Below are 20,148 nucleotides of genomic sequence, written 5' to 3'. Positions count from 1 at the left end.
AAATTATCGGGTTCGAGCTGCTGCTTGAGCGTTATCAAATAACGCCCCATCGGCAAAAAGCTTCTGGTTCACAAGTTTCCAACCGCCAAAATCAGCGATTTTATACAGCGTTTTCACAGACTTGTACTGGCTGGCATTTTGTTGATATGCTTGTTGGTCGTTTGGACGATAGCCTGATTGAGCATAGATTTGTTGACCTTTCGGTGAGAACAAAAACTTCGTAAATGCTTCTGCAACTTCGCGAGTACCTCGTTGATCAACAACCTTGTCAACAACGGTCACTGGAAAATCGACCTGGATATTACTCGCTGGCACAATATAAGGATAATCTTCAGGAATGACCTTGTTGGCAAAGATAATTTCGTTCTCAAACGTGACGAGTGCATCACCAATTTTGTTTTTGACAAAGGCATCTGTCGCTTCTCGCCCACTACTCACCATCGTCTTAATGTTTTTGACGAAACCTTTGAGATAGTTTTCTGCCGCCTGTTCTCCTTGAGACTTGAGAATTGAGCCGTACCCTGCTAAAACTCCCCATCGAGCATTGCCACCAGTTTGAGGATTGATTGCTACTATAGATATACCATCATGAGCAAGGTCTTTCCAGTCCTGAATTTTTTTGGGGTTTCCAGGTCTTGTGACTATGACCATAACTGTGCTCGCGGGGGAAGCTTGATTGGGTAATCTTTGACTCCAATCTTTCCTGACAAAGCCTTTTTCTACCAAAGGATCTAAGTTGCTTTGGAGATTTTGAGCCAAAATGTCAGCTTGCAAACCACCCAAAATAGCTCTGGTTTGCGCTCCAGATGGACCATAGGATTCTTTGAACTTGACATCTTGACCGGTTTTTGCTTTCCACTCTTGCTGAAATGCTGGAATCGCTTTTGCGTAAAACGCTTTAGCCACTCCATAGGCAACTAAAGTTAGCTCAACTGGTTGTGGACTTTTAGTAGCAATTTTTTGGATTGGATTGGTTGCTAATGCCTGGTTTCGACTGATATTGCCTGTTTGAGTGCAAACAGGAATTAGAAACCCAGCAGAAAACAGCAAGGCGCGTAATGCAGAACGCCTTCTCATGGATAGAGCTCCTGGTAACTAGTAATATTAAGCTGGTATGACTTTACAACAGAATCTAGGTAAAAAGTTTTCTTAAAATTTTACAAAAAACTTTAGTTCAGAAAATGATACCAATTTTCTTTTTGTTTAGCAAAATCATTTGGGGTGTAAGAAACCCCCTAAATTAATTGAGGGGCAAGTATAAGGATTTCAGCAGGCAGATGCGCTGACTTTTTAAATGACATGTAAAAGTCTTTCTCATGGATAATAATGAGAAGACATTACTATTCCTTGGCATGAAATCGTGACAGAAACTGGAAAATACAAAGATACAGTAAATTTACCCAAAACTAAATTTGATATGCGAGCAAACGCTGTCAAGCGGGAGCCAGAAATCCAGAAGTTTTGGGAAGAAAATAAAATTTATGAACGCCTGTCTCAAAATAATCCAGGCGATTTATTTATATTGCATGATGGACCACCCTATGCAAATGGTGTTCTCCATCTTGGTCATGCTTTAAATAAAATTCTTAAAGACATTATTAACCGTTATCAACTGCTGCGCGGGCGTAAAGTTCGTTATGTACCTGGTTGGGACTGTCACGGTTTGCCGATTGAACTGAAAGTGTTGCAAAATATGAAGTCGGCAGAACGACAAAATTTGACGCCTTTGCAACTGCGTCATAAAGCAAAAGATTTTGCCCTATCTACAGTCAATGAACAGCGTGAAAGTTTCAAACGCTACGGTATTTGGGGTGATTGGGAACACCCGTATCTAACTCTAAAACCTGAATATGAGGCGGCTCAAGTTGGTGTTTTCGGGCAGATGGTGTTAAAAGGCTACATCTATCGTGGTCTGAAGCCAGTACACTGGAGTCCGAGTTCTAAAACGGCATTGGCAGAAGCTGAGTTGGAGTATCCTGAAGGTCACACTTCGCGTAGTATCTATGTGGCTTTCCCAATGACGGGTTTATCGGAGGCGGTAAAACCTGCACTTGAGGAATTTTTGCCTGAGTTGGGTGTGGCTATTTGGACGACAACTCCTTGGACAATTCCAGCTAACTTGGGTGTTGCTCTTAATCCATCTCTAAACTACGCAGTTGTTGAATGTAAAGATGTTGCATCTGAGGGTTCTAGAAAGTATCTGATTGTTGCTGCGGATTTGGTGGAACGTCTTTCTGAAGTTCTGGGAACTCAGTTAACAGTAAAAACCACAGTCAAAGGGAAAGATTTAGAACATTCTACTTACCGTCATCCCTTATTTGACCGCGAAAGTCCGATTGTCATCGGCGGCGATTATGTAACGACTGACTCGGGTACTGGTTTGGTACACACTGCTCCAGGACATGGTCAAGAAGACTACATAGTTGGTCAGCGCTACGGTTTGCCTATCCTTGCGCCAGTGGATGACAATGGGAATTTTACCGCAGAGGCGGGACCTTTTGCTGGGTTGAATGTTCTGGGTGATGGAAACCAGGCGGTGATTGATGCTTTAACGGCGTCGGGTTCTCTGTTGAAGGAAGAAGCTTATGTTCACAAGTATCCTTATGACTGGCGGACAAAGAAACCGACGATTTTCCGGGCGACGGAACAGTGGTTTGCAAGCGTTGAAGGATTTCGGGATGAGGCGCTGAAGGCGATCGCCACAGTAAAATGGATTCCCGCCCAAGGTGAAAACCGCATCACGCCAATGGTTGCAGAACGTTCTGACTGGTGTATCTCCCGTCAGCGCAGTTGGGGTGTCCCAATTCCTGTTTTCTATGATGAAGAAAACGGCGAACCTCTGCTGAATGAAGAAACTATCTCTTACGTCCAAGCAATCTTTGCCGAAAAGGGTTCTGATGCTTGGTGGGAACTTTCAGTTGAGGAGTTATTACCAGAAAAATACCGCAACAACGGTCGGTCTTACCGTAAGGGGACTGATACGATGGATGTGTGGTTTGATTCTGGTTCATCTTGGGCAGCGGTGGCAGAACAACGACAAGAGTTGCGCTATCCTGCTGATTTGTATTTGGAAGGTTCAGACCAACATCGCGGTTGGTTCCAATCGAGTTTGCTCACCAGTGTAGCAGTTAACGATTGTGCGCCGTACAAAAAGGTGTTGACTCACGGCTTTATCTTAGATGAACAAGGGCGTAAGCAAAGTAAGTCTTTGGGGAACACGGTTGAACCGAAAGTCGTGATTGAAGGTGGGAAAAATCAAAAAGAAGAACCCGCCTATGGTGTAGACGTGTTGCGTTTATGGGTGTCGTCAGTAGATTACACCTCAGATGTGCCTTTGGGTAAAAATATCCTCAAGCAACTGACGGATATCAGAAACAAGATTCGCAATACGGCGCGGTTCTTGTTGGGTAACTTGCACGATTTCGATCCTCAAAAAGATGCAGTACCCTTCGAGGAATTACCGCAGCTTGATCGCTATATGCTGCACCGGATGACGGAAGTCTTTCAGGAAGTGACGGAAGCATTTGAGAGTTTCCAATTCTTCCGCTTTTTCCAAACAATTCAGAATTTCTGCGTGGTTGATTTATCCAACTTTTATTTGGATGCTGCAAAGGATCGGCTGTACATCAGTGCACCAAATGGTTTCCGGCGTCGTAGCTGTCAAACGGTGCTGAAGATTGCTTTGGAGAATTTAGCACGGGCGATCGCCCCTGTGTTATGCCACATGGCAGAAGACATCTGGCAATTTCTCCCGTATGAGACGCCTTACAAATCAGTGTTTGAAGCTGGTTGGGTAGAGTTGGACGAGAAGTGGCAAAATCCAGAGTTGGCTGTCGTGTGGCAACAATTGCGACAAGTACGGAATGAGGTGAATAAAGTACTGGAAGAAGCCAGAGTCAAGAAATTGATTGGTTCTTCCCTAGAAGCTAAGGTGTTGCTGTATGTAGGAGATGAGCAGTTACGACCCACAGTGAAATCACTGAATGCAACTCAGAATGGAATAGACGAACTGCGTTATTTGTTCATTACCTCACAGGTAGAGTTGTTGGATTCTCCGGAAGCGGTGCAAGGGCTGGAGTACAAATTGCAGTCCGATGCGTGGGAAATTGGAATTGTGAACGCAGAGGGGCAGAAGTGCGATAGGTGCTGGAACTACTCAACTCATGTCGGAGAGTCAGCCGAACATCCCTTGATTTGTGAACGTTGTGTTTCTGCTTTAGCAGGGGAGTTTTAAGAGCAATACGGTTGCTGATAAGATAATTTGCAATAGTGACCTTTGTAGAGACGTTGCATGCAACGTCTCTACACGTTTAAACAGAACAAAAGGGTAAGAGAACAAGAAACTTTACCTCATTCCCCTCATCTCCACATATTCTTTAAGGGGTAGCAACTTCTAAATTTGTTCTTGGGGGTTTTTCACGCTCAGCATACTCTAACTTTTGCAACAACTCTTGAGTTAATTGATAGAATGCTTTTGACCCTGCTGTGCTGGAATTATTTAAAACAACAGGCTTAAAACTGTCAACAGCTTTAGCAACATTTACATCCACTGGTATTTGTGTCTGACAAATTTTTGCATCGCCAAAATCTTGATGAACGCGCTGCATCACTTGTTTATAATATCTGCCGCTGAGAAAGTTAGTGTTAGACATTGTGAAGATGATTCCCAGCATTTGTATATCTATATGTGCTTCATGTTCGTGACTTTCTTTTAACTGGGCGATGCGTCTTTCCAGCAATTGAATACCCACCACGGATAGTGGTTCTGGTTTAGCAGGAAGTACATAGTAGTTACTTGTTGCTAAAGCACTACGAGTCAAAAGATTATATCCAGGAGCGCAGTCTAAAATGATAAAATCGTATTCTTGCCGAACTGGTTCTAAGATTTTTCCCAGCAAAACTCTTTCAAAACGATTCCAAATCGTTTCAAATTCGTTTTCACCCAAACTAACTGCTTGTTGATGCAGCATTTCTGAGACAACAAATTCATCGTACAAGTCAATATCTCCTGGTAATAAATCTAGTCCAGGGAGATCGCAAACTTGAGGCTGAATAATATCTCGAATTGTCAATTTTGCTCTTGATGAAGGGCTGATAATGTCATCTATCAGATATCTCAATGTCCGTCTGTTTTTGCGAAGCTTGGCAAAGTCTACGGGAGACATCAGACTAAGTGTGGCACTAATTTGACTATCTAAATCAAGGACAAGCACCCGCTTGTTATGATTTTTGACTAAACAAGTAGCCATATTGACGGTAAGGGTGGTTTTACCAACTCCGCCCTTCATATTTGCAGTCGCAATGACATATCCCATCGGTTAATTCCTCTACTAGAGCTTTCTCATCTACTTAACGCAAATGTTTTATTATAGAGAGAAAATTTTTGCGAAGTTTAATATTTTGACATAGTCAAGAGTATTATCTCAGTGACGCTTCTTGAATTGAAGCAGTCCAGATTATAGCAGTGAGCGGTACTTTTTTTTCAATCTTGGATTCTAGCTCAGCGTTAGCCGAATATCACTCGCGAATAAACTTTGTAAGCGGTACAGTTGAGCGCCCATTTGATAAAGCAAATCGCCTTTTCCTAATAAACGAGCAGCGGTTGTTTGTTTACCTCCCAAGATAATAGCTGAATCCGCTTCACTAGCAGTTCTTAGTGCAACCCTTCCTGGTAAATTTGAGCGGATAATTGGGGTGACAATACCGGCTTCCGGGCGTTGAGTGGCGATAATGAGATGAATTCCTGCGGCTCTTGCCATTGCGCCTAATCGTTTTATACTTTGTTCTAATGCTGTGCGGGATTCTTTTTCTGCCATGAAGTCAGCATATTCATCAAAGATGCAGACAATTCTAGGCAAAGGCTGAGGAGAACGTTGATTATAAGTACTTAAATCAGCGCATTTCGCTTTTTCAAACCGTTGATAGCGGGATTCCATTTCTGTGACGAGTTCTTGCATCAGTTCAATAGCGCGATCGCTCTCCTTCACAACAGGTGAATACAACCACTGCATCCGCTCAAACTCAGGAAATGTCACTCGTTTAGGATCAACGAGAGCGATTTGTAAATGTGCAGGGGAATGACGCAAAATGAGACTCAGAAGGAGCGATCGCAAATACTCACTCTTCCCACTCCCAGTTGTACCCCCTACCAAAAAGTGGCACGTATTTGGATCAGACAAATCAGCTTCTATCAGTTGTCCCTCCAAATTCACCCCAATTGCAATTTTTACTGGCGCTGTTGCTGGTAAAACTTGGGATTTTATGTAATCCTCAAACTTAGCAACTTGTCTGTCGGGACGAGGTAAATCAATACTGACATATCCAGCTTGAGGGGAAATCAGAGGCGGATTTGCTAACCCCAACTGAACTTGCAAATCTGCTGACAATTTGAGCAAAGAGTTCACTTTAACACCAAGTTGGGGTTTGAGTTTCACCCTAATAAAAGCTGGACCAATAGCCGCCCCGTGGTAATCTACATTAATACCAAAAGATTGCAGAGTGTTAACTAAATCTTGAGCCATCTCATCAGGATTAAATGGTTGCTTATGATTGTTTCCTGTTTGCCCATTCTGTTCAACTTTTTCTTGTTGATTCTCTTCGTAAGATGATTTCTCACCTTCAGATTCTTCCACAAAGTAATTTTGACACTTTTGCTGCTGTGGACAAATTTTGCACAGGTGAGGCTGGGTTGTTAAAGGCGGAGGATTAGGATTCGGTGGTTCCCAAGTCAACCATTGACGCATTTGCTGTAATTTATAAGGAATCAACTGATGAACCGTATTTTCCAGTTGTTCCCAGGAATACTGATACTCTTTGAATTCTGGCAAAACACAGTAAACTGCTGAGTCAACAGCTACTTTTTTCTTTTGCCACAGCATATAACTATAAAGCGCAACCTGCGCTAATTGTGCTGATGGATCGGCTGGTTGATAGGTTTTAAATTCCACCATACACAGACGCTTTTTCTCAAAGTTATAGACTAAGCAATCAAATTCCCCTGCAACTCGTTGCTGCGTGTTATCGGGTAAATTAAAGTAATGCTCAAGCCTGCGCTCTTCACTGAGAAAAGTTTTACAAACAACTGTTTCTGCACTGCAATAGCGTCGATTGACTACCAGCAATTCCGCAAAGTGTTTGATGAGTCCTTGTAAGCCCTGCCAAACTTTGAATAATGCTTGTGCTTGACTCGAATCTTTTTTTATGGCTTCTTGTAGGTAAGAATAAAACTTTATTTCATAAAAAATTTCTTGTAGACGAGAGGCGATTTCCTCTATCTGTGATTGTGGTGTTGTTGATTTTAAAAAGTCTACAAATCGAGGCTCTTCAGTAAGCAACCGCAGAAAATCATTAGCTAACTGATGAAATGTATTACCAATACCAACAGCATTTTCTGGTGGCAAAAATAATGTATTGCCTCCAAAGCGCTGATTGAGATAAAATAAGCGTGGGCATTCAAAAGCAACTCGTACTTTTGTAGCGCTTAAAGATAATTGTTCGGATTTTTTTGTTTGCTTTGAACCATTAGCTGCCATATCAAAAATAGTACTTACAGCATTGGGATTATAAACTTCCAATAAGCGACGATGCACAGCAGCCAAATAGACTGTATCCATTGCAGCATAGTGTAGTTGTTTTTGTGTGAGAGGTCTTTTTCCCCAGTCACTTCCCTGTTCTTCCTTATCTACATCAGAAAATTGACAAAGTTCTGTTGCTAAGGTTTTCAGTTGTAGATTAGAAACTTGCAAAACTTCGCGGGTAATTTTTCGGGCTAGCTTTAGCGTACAGGTAACATTTGGTGCTAGCTTTCCTCCAAGATATTTTAAATCAAAGCTGGCGTTATGAAAGACCTTTTCTATTTGAGGATTAGCTATAATTTGATTAATAAAATATGCGGCTAAATCAGGTTTGTTCAATACATCGAGGATCAAAGCAGAGTCACTTGTTAAGTTTGTAGGTTCAGCTAGTACCTGAATGAGAGATAGTTTTGGATAGTAAGTATCCCAGTCAGCAATTTCTGTATCTAGCCATAGTGTTTTGGCTGAAGCAAATTTGATAATTTGCGTTCTGATTTTAGTTGCTTGTGTGAGGTATTGCATTGGCTAAAATAAAAACATCACGTTTTAGCTATGAAACAAATTAATTGATCTTGTAATTTAGCTTTTGGATTAATAATTTTTACCTTCTGTTCTTGACACAATAGTTCAATCAATAGTTGAACATCAGCTTCTTTCACAAAAGAAAACTGACTGCTAGATTGTGTCATTAAAGTTGGAACTCCCATGTAACCTTGACTTTTGATTATATTCAACAAGAAATCTTTGACAGGTCTGAAATCTTTTTTTCCATTTTTATCTTCTGGAACAGGCTCTTGTTTAGAAAGAATTCCTAAATCCTGTAATAAAGTACATTTTTCTAAAATTTTAGACTCGCGGATTAAAGTTTGTAGCTCCTGTAAAGTAATGCTTTTACCTACAAGAAGCAATTCATTAGCTTCCACTGATTTTACAAAGCTATGATATGTCGCCAAATAGTGAACAGAAGACAGACTAGGCTTGATATGGCTGTGATTCGTATATGTAAAAATCTGTCTGTAGATTTGATTTCCGGCAAGATTTGGCTTTCCTACTCCTCCAGCACGGAGTAAGTACATAGTTTGACAAAGATTTTGCTGAATTGCTTTTTGACAAGCATTCATCACATTGAAAAAACTTGTCATGTTTGGATCTTCTGTCCAGACTATCCCTACTCGCTCACGCTTACCAGGTTGTTGATAACTCAAGGAATAACTAGCGTACTTTCCACTGATAAGTTTAGGCTTAATTTCCTGTACTTGTAATGCTTCTAAAGCTTGTTGCAACATCCAAATTAGGTCGGATGCGGCTAACAAAGTAATCTTGGTATTTTTTTCCTGAACTTTTTGAAATTCCTGCTGCCATAGCAATTCAAATTCTGCTTTAATTATCTCCCAAGGTGGCGGTGGCGGCGGCGGCGGATCTCCACCACCTAACCATTTGGGCTGAGGGGGTTGTCTATCTCTAAATAGCCATTCCTTGTAATCCTGGAATAGTTGTCTCCCCAGCATCAAAAAATTGCGGGGTGTAGCTTTACGGCTAGGAAACACTTTCTCTAACACCTGTTGATTTAAGGGGTAAATTGGGGAAACAGGTTTAGGGGAAGCTTGATTGTGCACCGGATAGAGTCGAGAAGCTAATAAAGCTTCGCCTTCTTCCAGGGTGATGCGTTTGAGTGGAATTCTGATACTAGCCCTATCCAAGTCAGAAGGCTGAACTCGCTTGGAATTCTCATTCCAAGTACTTGTCCTGATGCTGATGATAATCAGGAAACCTTTCCACTTGCCGTTATAAATCGTAGAGTTAACGTTGAATAAAGCTTGTAGATCAAGAGAGCCATCTGGTAAACGAGCAATGCTATCTAGTTGGTCAAAACACAAGACAATCGGCTGAGTTTTAGCGGATATTTTGCTAAAGTTGCCTAAAATACCCCGCGCCTTGTCTTCATCATCAATAGATTGCTTAACTCGTAACTTTTTCAAACTTTCTTCATCTAGATCATCCCCTTTCAACCATTCACAGGCGAGAGAGTATAAGTCTGGATTAGTCAGGTCATAAAGGACACCAAAAAATTCATTAGCATTGTAAATTCCTGTAGTACCAATAGTCTTTTTGAGGATGTCAATGAAGAGTTGGCGATCCCGTTCAGCGTCTGTTTTTCCAAAAAAGCCTTTAATTATATTAATAAATTTTTGCTGATCGCTTTTTAACTGCTTTTCAATAGTAGACAAGCAGCTTTTGATCCAAAGGATTAATTGAGAATCTGCTTGTCCTACTGGAGCATTAACTAGGCTATCAACGGTGTAGCGTAAGATGTGCTGCCAAATACGGTCACTTTGAGAAAATGGTTCAATGTAGACGAAAAAAGCTTGGTCATTTAGCTGTTCTTTGATCTGACCCATAAAGTGAGTCTTTCCTGTTCCAGCGTCGCCATAGAGAATGAGGCTGCGGGTTTGATGGTCTTGGGAAATCTGTGCTATGAGACTTTTGATTTGGGTTAATGGCTTTTGATGAATAGATTCAACAGTAGGGGGTGACTCCTGCTCTTCCCAAAAGTTTCCTGCTGCTTGGTTATCAAATGGATTCAGCGATTTTTTTATAACTTCATCAATTGTTGCCATGCCAATATCCCTGCTGTCTCAAAGTTAGCCTGCTTGTAATTTGGGTGTATATTGCTAAATCACGGTGATGAAAAATAAGGAGCCACCGCTGATTTGGGGAATTCCAGCGTCAACTTGTTCAGAACCATAATCCCCTGGTTCTGCCAAAGTACTTAATTCAATTTGGTCTGTTTCTTCCAAACGATAAAGTGCCTTATCTACTTCTTCTCGTGACAACGGGGGTTGTAACTTTTCTCGCACATAAAAGATTGGCAAATAATTGTCAGTACCCAGTTCCCGATCCAATCTCCGGATAGTTTCTAAAATTTCTTCGTCACTAATATTGACAATCGTTTCTGGAGAGGATTCTTCACTCTGATGTGCTGAGGGAAATACCTGTTCAGGCTTATCGTGCAAGGATTTCCGCAAAAAGCGCAGGTAATTATTCAGCAAATCCAAGCTGATGGTTGCAGCACCCTTGGGATTGTAATCATCTCGTAAATACTCAATTCCTCGCTGAGTCAGCCAAACTTCAGCTTTAAGTCTTTGGCGTTTGATTTCAGCGTCAATCAATCCCCGTTCACTCAGGGTTTTCAATATGGCTTCTTTCTCAGGCGCTTTCAACGACGAAATTTTTATTTTGCTGGGGGAAACTTTACCAGCAGCTTTACTTATCTTTTCTAGTACCTTGAGTTCTTTGTCTGTGATGGGCAACTGAGTTGCTTCAAGTTTCAGCAGGGCGTTACCAGGTGGTAAAATCTTAACTGCGGCAATCTCGCGGGAATAGTCTAGTAGTTCGCGATCGCCTAAATTTTGACAAATTTTGTCTTTACCTTTAAAACTATCGAAAATACTAGCACTAAAGCTTGATTTATAATTAGCGCATCCTAGTAATTTGAGTAGAAACTTTAACTCATTTGTATCCATGCGGATTCTAGCCTGTATTTAAATCAGCACCACTCTAGCTCAAGTGGCAATAATTGACACCTTTTCTTATCCTAACTAGATTTAGGGTATTTAGGCAGGGTGCGTGTTATCTAAATATCAATACATATCAGTCCTAAATCATAAACCTTACGCGCACGCTACAAAGAACGTAAGAAACAAGATCCCCTACTTCTCACCAGAAGTCGAGGATCTTGGTTTTTCAATTCTCACTCACTCTCTCATTTCCCCATCTCCCTTACCTGAGATCTTGCACCATTACAAGTAAACCACTCTGGGTTGATAAATGTTTTGAAATATACTAAAAATTCCGTTCCAGTTTTAGTCCATTTTAATGGACTTCCCCTATTAGCCTGGGACTTACAGTCCTAGGCGGACGAGAACGGAGTGAAATAAAATGTAATTATTTTTATATTTTATTGATCAGGTGCAAGATGTAAGCTACCTCAGATCTTGCACCTGAGTTAAAAACCGGGTTTCTTGAGAATGCCTGCTCGTAGAAACCTTAATTTCTGGTTCAGAAACCCGGTTTTTTGGGTTTTGTTGAGAATGGTGCAAGATCTCAGCTACCCCTTCACCCTTCTCACCAAATCAAACATCAAAGAACGCAATCCCACAGGTAACAGCGACAACCCCAACCCAGTCCACGCCTTAGCAGGAGAAAAAGACTTCCCTGCTAAAACTAACTCTCTTCCTTTTTGCGTTTCACCCTTTTCAATCAACCGTAAACCTAACAATAACTGTGTCTCCGCGAGACGTTCTTGCCTAATTTTCTCTAGCTTTTGGGATTCAAATTGATAACTTTCTAAATACCGTAACTTATCTGTGAAATAAGGAATTGCCCTGTCAATCCCTTGCTGTTGTGCGTGGAAGCGATATTCCATCAAGAATTCTGGGAGATAATACCCTTTTTTTCCTGCCAAAGCCAGCCGCACAAATAAATCATTATCTTCACAATTTTGCCAATTAGGCTGCATAAATCCTAATTCTTGTAAGGCTGAACGGCGAAATAAGGTTGCACCAATTTGAAAGCTTTGATTAACAAAGACAACTTCCTGTAAATTATCAACAACACCTTCTGGCAAATTCGATCTACCCCAGCGCCGAGAATTTTCTTGTGTTTTTGTCTCATCTCGGATATTGTTAATATCAATCACCCAATGGTCACTTCCAACAAAATCAATATTGGGGTTTTTATCCAGAATTGCTGTGGTACGTGATAGAAAATCTGAAGTTAACCTATCATCATCATCAAATTTGATAAAATATTTCCCTGTTGCAGCATCAAAGCCAGAGCGCATATTATTGCTTTTACCAATATTTTGCTGATGACGGATATATTTGATGCGGCTATCTGTGTACTGCGACATAAGTTTAGGAGTAGTATCCGCAGAACCGTCATCGCAAACAATTAACTCAAAGTCTTGAAAAGTCTGCTGGAGTAAACTTTCAATTGCGAAAGGCAGCAAATTAATACGATTAAAAGTCGGAATACAAACACTGACTTTAGGCATTTGTGTAATTGTAGGGTTGACAAAAACTAAACTTAAGAAATCATTCTTTCAATTCTACTCTTAACCTTTTGGATGAATCGATTGGTTTTAGCCACAATACTCGGCGGCTTGAGTTGCTGAGGTCGTTTTTCTGGTTCTTTTAAAAATCGATAGTACAACAATTCATCTCTGTAACGAATATCAACATCTTCGCCTTGACACAACCGAGTAAAATTAATGGCAGGATAATTCATATAATGTAGACGATGAATTGGTTTTAATCCATCTTGGTTGTAGAGGACATTATTGATATTTACAAATGGATCGGCATCTGCACAATTGCCAGTTATGTCTCGACCATTGGGGCTGAGGGTAAAGTTAAAGAGTGGGCGCTTGCATCGCAATGTCATGTAACTAAATAAGTCTGCATCACACCACCAAGAGCGTTCATTAATCCAGGTAAACTCCTGGTTTTTAACTAAACATTTTCTTAGCATCTCTAATTCATCTTGGTTAAAAATTCCCTGTTTGGAACCGAAGAAACTAGAGCAATGTAATAGTGGTCTTACCTGGGATTCTGGCAAGCATATTGCCTTTTCAATCCGAGCAAAGTTGAGTGCTGCAACAGGAGTTGACTTGCCATGTTCCCAATCATCAAACACAAAGTCGTAGTGGTCTAACTTTTCTAAAACCCTATCGAGCGAACTCATTGCCAAACTATCAGCATCATAAAACACAAATCGTTTAAAGTTGCCATCAAAGGCACACATTTTCCTGAATAAATTACTTTGTTTGTACCATTTTCTAGAATGACCTTGCTTTAGCTGGCTAGCTTGGGCATGGGCATTCCAAGCTTGATTATAAAAATCTTGCCAGCGTTGCATTGAGCTTTTGTTCTCAAATAAGGTGACATTCGGTCGAGAACTTACCTCTAGCTTCACTCGGTCTAGTTTCTGATCATAGGGAATAATACAAATCGGAAGATTTGGGCTAACATTCACTTCAATGCTGTTTAGTAATGCCACTAACTGATTATAAACAATATCATTAGCTAGTGTGTAAATACCAAAATCTTCCATCGCTAAATATCCTTTGTTTATTCACGTGGTTTATCAAAAATTTAAATTTATAAGTCGGAAAATGATGATATAAAATGTGATGACAAGCCATCCTATATGTATAGTAATCCGAAATGAGTTGTGAAAATTCAAAAACTAATAAACCCGACTTATCACCAGAAGTCGGGTATCTTGTTTCTTACAAATGATTTAGGACTGCTATATCACCGCTCTAATTAGTATTATTCCAAATAATTAGGTTTATGAACATCTTAATGCTATCTTCCACCTTCCCTTATCCTCCTACACGAGGCGGAACCCAGGTAAGGACATTTCATTTACTCAAGTATCTCAGTCAACATCATGCTATTACGCTGGTGACTCAACGAGAGCCTGGTGTGACAGATGCAGAAGTATTAGAATTACGGGATTATGTTGATAACTTAATTGTTTTTAATCGCCCTCAAGACACGAGTGAATCAGGAACATTACTAGAAAAAATACAGAGGTTTTATTATTTTATACAAAAAGGAACCCCGCCAAGTGTGTTAAACCGCTACTCAAGCGAAATGCAGACTTGGATTGATAACTTTGTGGAGGCGGGAAAATGCGATGTTATTACCTGTGAACATAGCGTTAATGAAATTTATGTGCGCTCACACTTTCAAAAAAATCTTAGAACTATAGTGAATGTTCATAGTTCAGTCTACGGTACTTGTCGCAACCAGCTAAAAACGGGTATTTCTGAAAATAGATTTCGAGACAGACTCTACTTACCACTTTTGCGTCGTTATGAACAACGCTATTGCTCTAAATTCTCAGCAATTGTGGTGACAACAGAAGAAGATAGAATTCAGATGCAAGAATTTAACCCCAAGACCGAAATTCAAGTTATTCCCAATGGGGTAGATTTAGTTTCTTTTCCCTACCGTACTCATGATCCAAACGGACATCGCATCATTTTCATTGGTGCAATGGATAATTTAGCAAACATTGATGCTGTTTGCTTTTTTAGTAACGAAGTCTTAAGCGAAATTCAAAAGCTTTACCCAGATACCACTTTTGATATTGTTGGTTCTCGTCCTGCACCAGAAGTTTTAGCACTCAAAGAAAAACCCGGTATTACAGTTACCGGGCGTGTTCCTTCAATGGTAGAATATTTGCACAAAGCAACAGTCTGCGTTGTGCCAATGCGAACGGGATTTGGTATTAAAAATAAAACTTTAGAGGCGATGGCTGCAGGTGTGCCAGTAGTAGCAAGTGAGCGTGGTTTAGAAGGACTAAGTGTAGATGGTTCAAATATACCACCCAGAGCATTACGAGCAAATCAGCCTACAGAATACGTTACTCTTATCAGTCAATTATTTGAAAATTCGCAATTGCGAACAAAGTTATCTCGTAACGCCAGACAATTAGTAGAAACGGAATTTACTTGGGAAAGCGCAGGTAAACGCTATGAAGAAGTCCTGACAAGTACTGGGTGTTGAGATCACACGGTTTATGACGACTCGTTATTAGTCACGGTGTTAGGCGAATTACCCTGGATAACGTTATTATTTTGAGTGCTGTGTGTGTAGATTGGCATAACAACATTATCGATTTTGTTTCTTATGACTGTAATTCCTCCACTTGCCTGATCCAGATAAATACCGGTGATCGGATAGCCTGCAGCCCACGGAGAACGAACAAGATCGTGAATATTATTATCTGAAATCAAGGTATTATCTTGATTAGACAAAGTATAAATACCCGCACCGTCATCAAGAGTGTTCATGACGTTGGAAATTTCGTTGTTCCTGATAGTGTTGCTTTTTAGCTTGTTGATATCCCTCGTCCATCCCCAGCCGATGCTGATGCCCGTGTAAGGAAGATTCCACAGTTTGTTGTTTTCAACGGTCATGTTTTCGACAAAACCAGCGAAAATTCCTACCGAACCTTGATAGTCCTGACCAAGGGCGGTAAGGGTATTGTTATTGATGCTAACATTACGGATCGTCGCTGTTGCAGGTTCCGCCTTTAAGAGGGTATCCATGACGATGCCTTGTCCCCCCAGGTTCTCGAAATGGCTGTTCGTAATGGAGAGATTTTCAACATCGCTAGAAGCATTGACGCCTGAGGCGCTCATATTACGGAAGGTGCATTTTTCAAAGCTGACGTTTCCCGCGTAAGACAGTTCTACCCCTGCGATCATCGTCGTATCACCCCATACGTGGGTTGTGCTAATTTCCGTGCCAGCCTGCCCGCCGATAAATCCTTTTTGCGAAGGTCCTGTCCAGTTGGCATCCTGAAAAATGATACCCTGAAAAACAATATTCTGTACTGGTTTTTCAGCAGTTCCGGCAATTTTTACAATCTGATCAAGACGCGGGGCGATAACAGTTGTTCGAGACATATCTTCGCCTGGGCGGGGTATGTAAAATAAAATGTGTGCTTCCTTATCGAGATAAAATTCTCCCTTATTGTCAAGAAATTCATAAGCATTCTCAAAATAATACGAGAGTTGTGGCTCTAAGAATTGGGTATTCACCATAAAAGCCAGATCTCTGCCTGGATTCTGCAGCGTGACAGAAGCAACGTTGCCGTTTATAAAAAAATCTTCAATTTTAAATCTGTTGATAGTCCAGTGTCTGAAAACTATCATTTCTGCTTCGCTGAGTTTGTTCCATCGATTGATCTCGTTTGGCTTTATTTCCACCCTTTTATTGGCTATATCCCAATTCACAACACGAAAATAAGTGCCAGCATTTGGTTGTCGGGCGCGGATAGCTGGAACGCCATTGACGAAAAGCCGACGGAAATCTTGGTTATCCACCGCAGTCTGAAAAATCTTTCCGTCCTGAGTTCGCCATCCTGTAATTACCTTACCGCCTGAAAGTTGAACTCTTCCGGGTGTTTCAGCTCGAAAAATGATCGAATACCCATTGAAACCACTGTCTTGTGCATTAAGGGTAAAAGTATCCGGCAGGTAATATGTGCCATTTTTCAGAATGACGGTTATATCGGTTTTCATCGAGGTATTGATGGAACGCAGATACTGCTGCACGCTTGTCAGGGAGCAGGGTGCTATTGTTGTACAGGCATTCCCCTTGCCGTTAAGGCCGACATATAGCGTTTTTCCCTGTGTTGCAGACTTGTTCTGCTTTGAGTTGGGGGAAACGATCGCAGAACTCGACAACTTTGTAGATAACTTATCCGTAAGACTAGCCAATCCTGGCTTTGTTTGGCTACCTATTGAGAATAATATCAACAAACAAGATCCAAAAATCCGCAAAACTGGAAAGGTTATTCCGTTTTGTTTACGAAAAATGAAGCGGTTGACCAGATGATTATTCATGTAGTAAAATTTGACTCACAAAGAAAAAAACATATGTACTTTTCCCGTAGTGGAAAAGCTCAAAAAACTGGAAACTGGGCGATCGCTCTTGATCCCCAAATGCCTTGTTTTCAATTGGACAAGTAATACTGATAAGCGCGTTGCATTCAAAGATAGTAGGTGGGCGCTTCATGCCCCCCTATTTCTAAATGCTGTTTTTTACAGCAGTTTTCACGTAAATGAACCACACCTTTTGTAAGGGCACAATGTCTTGTGCCCCTATGACTGTGGTCTATTTACCTAAAAATGGCTGTAAAATTAATTGGTATAAAAATCCGCAAAACTGGAAAGGTTATTCCGTTTTGTTTACGAAAAATGAAGCGGTTGACCAGATGATTATTCATTTGGTAAAATATCACTCACAGAGAAAACAAACATATCTACTTTTCCCGTAGTGGAAAAGCTCAAAAAAACTGGGCGATCGCTCTTGATCGCCAAATCCCTTGTTTTCAATTGGACAAGTAATACTGATAAGCGCGTTGCATTCAAAGATAGTAGGTGGGCGCTTCATCTCCCCCTACTTCTAAATGCTGTTTATTACAGCAGTTTTCACATAAATGAACCGCACCTTTTGTAAGGGCGCAATGTTTTGTGCCCCTACGACTGTGGTCTATTTACATAAAAATGGCTGTAAAATTAATTTGTATAAAATGCAACTTCCATAACAACATTTATATTCGATATTTTTGTGATACACAATACGTAAATATACTGAACTTGCATATTTTCACTTAGTCGTGGTAGTGTATGTGATTCAAATGGAACCGCTATATAACCCTCTTGCAACGCCCCATTCATGCACTTTGGACTTACCCTAACAACAAAATTCCCGACTTCTTTAAAAGAAGTCGGGAATCTGAGTATGCGTGATTTATGCGCTTTGCGCAGGCTACACCTACACAAATAAAATCGGATTGGTATATTTGCTTCAAACCAGAAGCACTATGTTATGCTGATCAGTCTTCCGACGCTTTTGTTGTGTAATAATGTCAACTGATTTATACTGGTTTTAAAAGTGATTTAGAGGAAGTATTAGCTGAGATACGCCTTTGGCGTCTGCCCTTTGGGCGATAGCTTCGCTGCTGCCTAAGCGCAAAGCGCACGCTACGCGAACGGCAGATCGCAACAGAGTAACAAACACAAAAATGTGTCTAGTTAGACTCGTACTAGGGCATTTCCTGACTTCGGTCGTAAAAACTGCCCACAGTTCTGGTCTAAAAATCTGCTGACACAACAAACACCGCTTTCAATTGCGTGCTCGTCATGATATTGTGACTATATGCGGCTAGCACCGTTACTGGATACTGACCTACTCCTCCTTGTTCGTGATTGATTTTTCCGTCTTCATACTTTGCAACTGCTCTAGCAAGCAATCGACTTCTGCCTGCAAATGCATAAATTTTGTTAACTGCTCATCTTGGTAATAACACTTGTTTAGTTTGCTTGCCAAGATACTTTGGGTTTCTTTTTCTGACACACTAGATGTAGACATTGACGTATCTATCCATAAATCAACTCACACCATTAGAGATATTATAATAGGCGAGTTTTAATAATCATTAAATAATTGTATATTTTTCTCGCACAAATTTAACACCTCTGACAGGATGTTTGAAAAGTGTTCATTTATCGTACTGTTTCCGTAGCGGTAAGGTGTACAAGCGTGTTACGCAAGATCAGCAACTCCTTTTTTAGGAGTTATCTTTCACTGCACCGCACTTCAATATGACAATTTTGACTTTCACAAACATCCTTTAGAATTGTATTTTAGGAGACTGGACATGGGACAGTTTTGTTCCAAAAAACAATTTCACCAATAGACCTCTCCAAAAATGGCTATGAAACCTTTACGGCGCTTGCACTAAAAATCGATTTTTGGAGAGGTTTAATCGATAGATGCTAGATACCCCTTGCGCTTGCATAGCATCTAAGGTGCAAAATAAATACTACATAGTGTTCTCAATTGGAGCTAAGAGCTTTTAAATACCGTGACTTTGAGCCTGTCTGCTGCTAAATCTCATCGCCAACCCTGGCTTGGACTTATAGAACAATATCGCGAGTACTTGCCTGTCAACGAAAAAACACCAGTTATCACTCTACAGGAGGGCAATACACCCTTAATACCTGTTCCCTCAATTGCACAACTTGTTGGTAGACAAGTGCGTGTCTTCGTCAAATACGATGGTCTTAACCCCACTGGTAGCTTTAAAGACCGAGGGATGACATTGGCAATTTCTAAGGCAAAAGAAGCTGGAGCAAAAGCTGTTATCTGTGCCAGCACGGGTAATACCTCAGCAGCCGCAGCAGCTTATGCTCGCCGTGGAGGAATGCGTGCCTTTGTCTTAATTCCTGATGGTTACGTGGCGCTGGGCAAGTTGGCACAGGCGTTGCTGTATGGGGCAGAAGTCCTGGCAATCAAAGGTAATTTTGACCAAGCGCTAGAAATTGTGCGCGAAATGGCCGAAACTTATCCAGTCACTTTGGTAAACTCTGTCAATCCTTACCGCTTAGAAGGTCAAAAAACAGGGGCGTTTGAAGTTGTTGATGTTTTGGGTAATGCTCCAGACTGGCTATGCATCCCAGTGGGGAATGCGGGAAATATCACAGCATATTGGATGGGATTTTGTCAATATCATCAAATCCAAAAGTGCGATCGCCTACCTAAGATGATGGGATTCCAAGCAGCAGGTGCAGCTCCCCTCGTGACAGGACAGCCAGTCGCACATCCAGAAACCATAGCTACAGCAATTCGTATTGGCAACCCCGCCAGTTGGGAAAAAGCAGTTGCAGCCCAACAAGCAAGCACGGGCAATTTCCACGCCGTCACCGATGCGGAAATTATTGAAGCTTATCGCCTTTTGGCATGCGAAGAAGGGATTTTCTGCGAACCTGCTAGCGCCGCTTCCGTCGCCGGTTTGTTACAGGTGAAAGACCAAGTTCCCACAGGTGCGACAGTCGTTTGCGTCCTCACCGGAAATGGTCTCAAAGATCCAGATACAGCAATCAAACACAGCCAGAGCCAATTTAAACAAGGCATTGAGCCAGAACTGTTGGCAGTCGCAGAGGCAATGGGATTTTAGAACAGTAAAGGACAAGGGGAATAAATAA

The 20,148-nt window shown here is 41.1% G+C and carries 12 protein-coding genes; 3 read left to right on the top strand and 9 right to left on the bottom strand.

Annotation, left to right across the window (positions count from 1 at the left end):
• Nucleotides 1-3: 3 nt before the first annotated feature.
• Nucleotides 4-1,077, bottom strand: coding sequence for a sulfate ABC transporter substrate-binding protein (locus DP114_RS14080; protein ID WP_171976382.1), 1,074 nt, complete (start codon nt 1,075-1,077; stop codon nt 4-6).
• Between the two features lie 283 nt (nt 1,078-1,360).
• Between DP114_RS14080 and ileS the strand changes: the two genes are divergently transcribed.
• Entirely contained in the window at nt 1,361-4,234 is a 2,874-nt protein-coding gene (gene ileS / locus DP114_RS14075) for an isoleucine--tRNA ligase (RefSeq protein ID WP_171976381.1), read from the top strand.
• 142 nt (nt 4,235-4,376) lie between these two features.
• Here the strand turns inward: ileS and DP114_RS14070 are convergent, their stop codons facing one another.
• From DP114_RS14070 to DP114_RS14045, 6 genes are all read right to left on the bottom strand, one after another.
• Nucleotides 4,377-5,315 carry a ParA family protein gene (locus DP114_RS14070; RefSeq protein ID WP_169265163.1) on the bottom strand — a complete coding sequence of 313 codons (939 nt, stop codon included), beginning with the start codon at nt 5,313-5,315 and terminating at the stop codon, nt 4,377-4,379.
• A 180-nt stretch (nt 5,316-5,495) separates the two neighbouring features.
• Nucleotides 5,496-8,096: a DNA translocase FtsK gene (locus DP114_RS14065; protein ID WP_171976380.1), complete on the bottom strand. Its 2,601-nt coding sequence runs from the start codon at nt 8,094-8,096 to the stop codon at nt 5,496-5,498.
• Between the two features lie 17 nt (nt 8,097-8,113).
• A complete protein-coding gene (locus DP114_RS14060; RefSeq protein WP_171976379.1) occupies nt 8,114-10,192 on the bottom strand; it encodes an ATP-binding protein in 2,079 nt (692 codons plus the stop codon).
• A 54-nt stretch (nt 10,193-10,246) separates the two neighbouring features.
• Complete coding sequence (locus tag DP114_RS14055) at nt 10,247-11,098, bottom strand: transcription factor RcaD (RefSeq protein WP_171976378.1); 852 nt, start codon at nt 11,096-11,098, stop codon at nt 10,247-10,249.
• Between the two features lie 584 nt (nt 11,099-11,682).
• Complete coding sequence (locus DP114_RS14050; RefSeq protein WP_171976377.1) at nt 11,683-12,630, bottom strand: glycosyltransferase family 2 protein; 948 nt, start codon at nt 12,628-12,630, stop codon at nt 11,683-11,685.
• Between the two features lie 32 nt (nt 12,631-12,662).
• Complete coding sequence (locus DP114_RS14045; protein ID WP_171976376.1) at nt 12,663-13,688, bottom strand: Npun_R2821/Npun_R2822 family protein; 1,026 nt, start codon at nt 13,686-13,688, stop codon at nt 12,663-12,665.
• A gap of 242 nt (nt 13,689-13,930) precedes the next feature.
• Between DP114_RS14045 and DP114_RS14040 the strand changes: the two genes are divergently transcribed.
• On the top strand, nt 13,931-15,154 hold the full coding sequence (locus tag DP114_RS14040) for a glycosyltransferase family 4 protein (RefSeq protein ID WP_171976375.1): 1,224 nt from the start codon (nt 13,931-13,933) through the stop codon (nt 15,152-15,154).
• A gap of 11 nt (nt 15,155-15,165) precedes the next feature.
• On the opposite strand, the gene DP114_RS14035 is transcribed toward DP114_RS14040, so the two are convergent.
• Nucleotides 15,166-17,001, bottom strand: coding sequence for a right-handed parallel beta-helix repeat-containing protein (locus DP114_RS14035; protein WP_169265170.1), 1,836 nt, complete (start codon nt 16,999-17,001; stop codon nt 15,166-15,168).
• 1,348 nt (nt 17,002-18,349) lie between these two features.
• Nucleotides 18,350-18,532 (bottom strand): hypothetical protein, encoded by a 183-nt coding sequence (locus DP114_RS14030; protein ID WP_169265171.1) that lies wholly within the window; start codon nt 18,530-18,532, stop codon nt 18,350-18,352.
• Between the two features lie 496 nt (nt 18,533-19,028).
• Here DP114_RS14030 and thrC point away from each other — a divergent pair, with 496 nt between their 5' ends.
• Nucleotides 19,029-20,120, top strand: coding sequence for a threonine synthase (gene thrC / locus DP114_RS14025; protein WP_169265172.1), 1,092 nt, complete (start codon nt 19,029-19,031; stop codon nt 20,118-20,120).
• Nucleotides 20,121-20,148 lie beyond the last annotated feature (28 nt).

Origin of the sequence: Brasilonema sennae CENA114, assembly GCF_006968745.1 — a bacterium.
Lineage (GTDB): Bacteria > Cyanobacteriota > Cyanobacteriia > Cyanobacteriales > Nostocaceae > Brasilonema > Brasilonema sennae.
This window is presented reverse-complemented; position numbering and strand designations above follow the sequence as displayed.

What these genes read in the sequence shown, in the direction of transcription:
- DP114_RS14080 (WP_171976382.1), bottom strand. Translation starts at nt 1,077, where the DNA reads ATGAGAAGGCGTTCTGCATTACGCGCCTTGCTGTTTTCTGCTGGGTTT.
- DP114_RS14070 (WP_169265163.1), bottom strand. Translation starts at nt 5,315, where the DNA reads ATGGGATATGTCATTGCGACTGCAAATATGAAGGGCGGAGTTGGTAAA.
- DP114_RS14065 (WP_171976380.1), bottom strand. Translation starts at nt 8,096, where the DNA reads ATGCAATACCTCACACAAGCAACTAAAATCAGAACGCAAATTATCAAA.
- DP114_RS14060 (WP_171976379.1), bottom strand. Translation starts at nt 10,192, where the DNA reads ATGGCAACAATTGATGAAGTTATAAAAAAATCGCTGAATCCATTTGAT.
- DP114_RS14055 (WP_171976378.1), bottom strand. Translation starts at nt 11,098, where the DNA reads ATGGATACAAATGAGTTAAAGTTTCTACTCAAATTACTAGGATGCGCT.
- DP114_RS14050 (WP_171976377.1), bottom strand. Translation starts at nt 12,630, where the DNA reads ATGCCTAAAGTCAGTGTTTGTATTCCGACTTTTAATCGTATTAATTTG.
- DP114_RS14045 (WP_171976376.1), bottom strand. Translation starts at nt 13,688, where the DNA reads ATGGAAGATTTTGGTATTTACACACTAGCTAATGATATTGTTTATAAT.
- DP114_RS14040 (WP_171976375.1), top strand. Translation starts at nt 13,931, where the DNA reads ATGAACATCTTAATGCTATCTTCCACCTTCCCTTATCCTCCTACACGA.
- DP114_RS14035 (WP_169265170.1), bottom strand. Translation starts at nt 17,001, where the DNA reads ATGAATAATCATCTGGTCAACCGCTTCATTTTTCGTAAACAAAACGGA.
- DP114_RS14030 (WP_169265171.1), bottom strand. Translation starts at nt 18,532, where the DNA reads ATGTCTACATCTAGTGTGTCAGAAAAAGAAACCCAAAGTATCTTGGCA.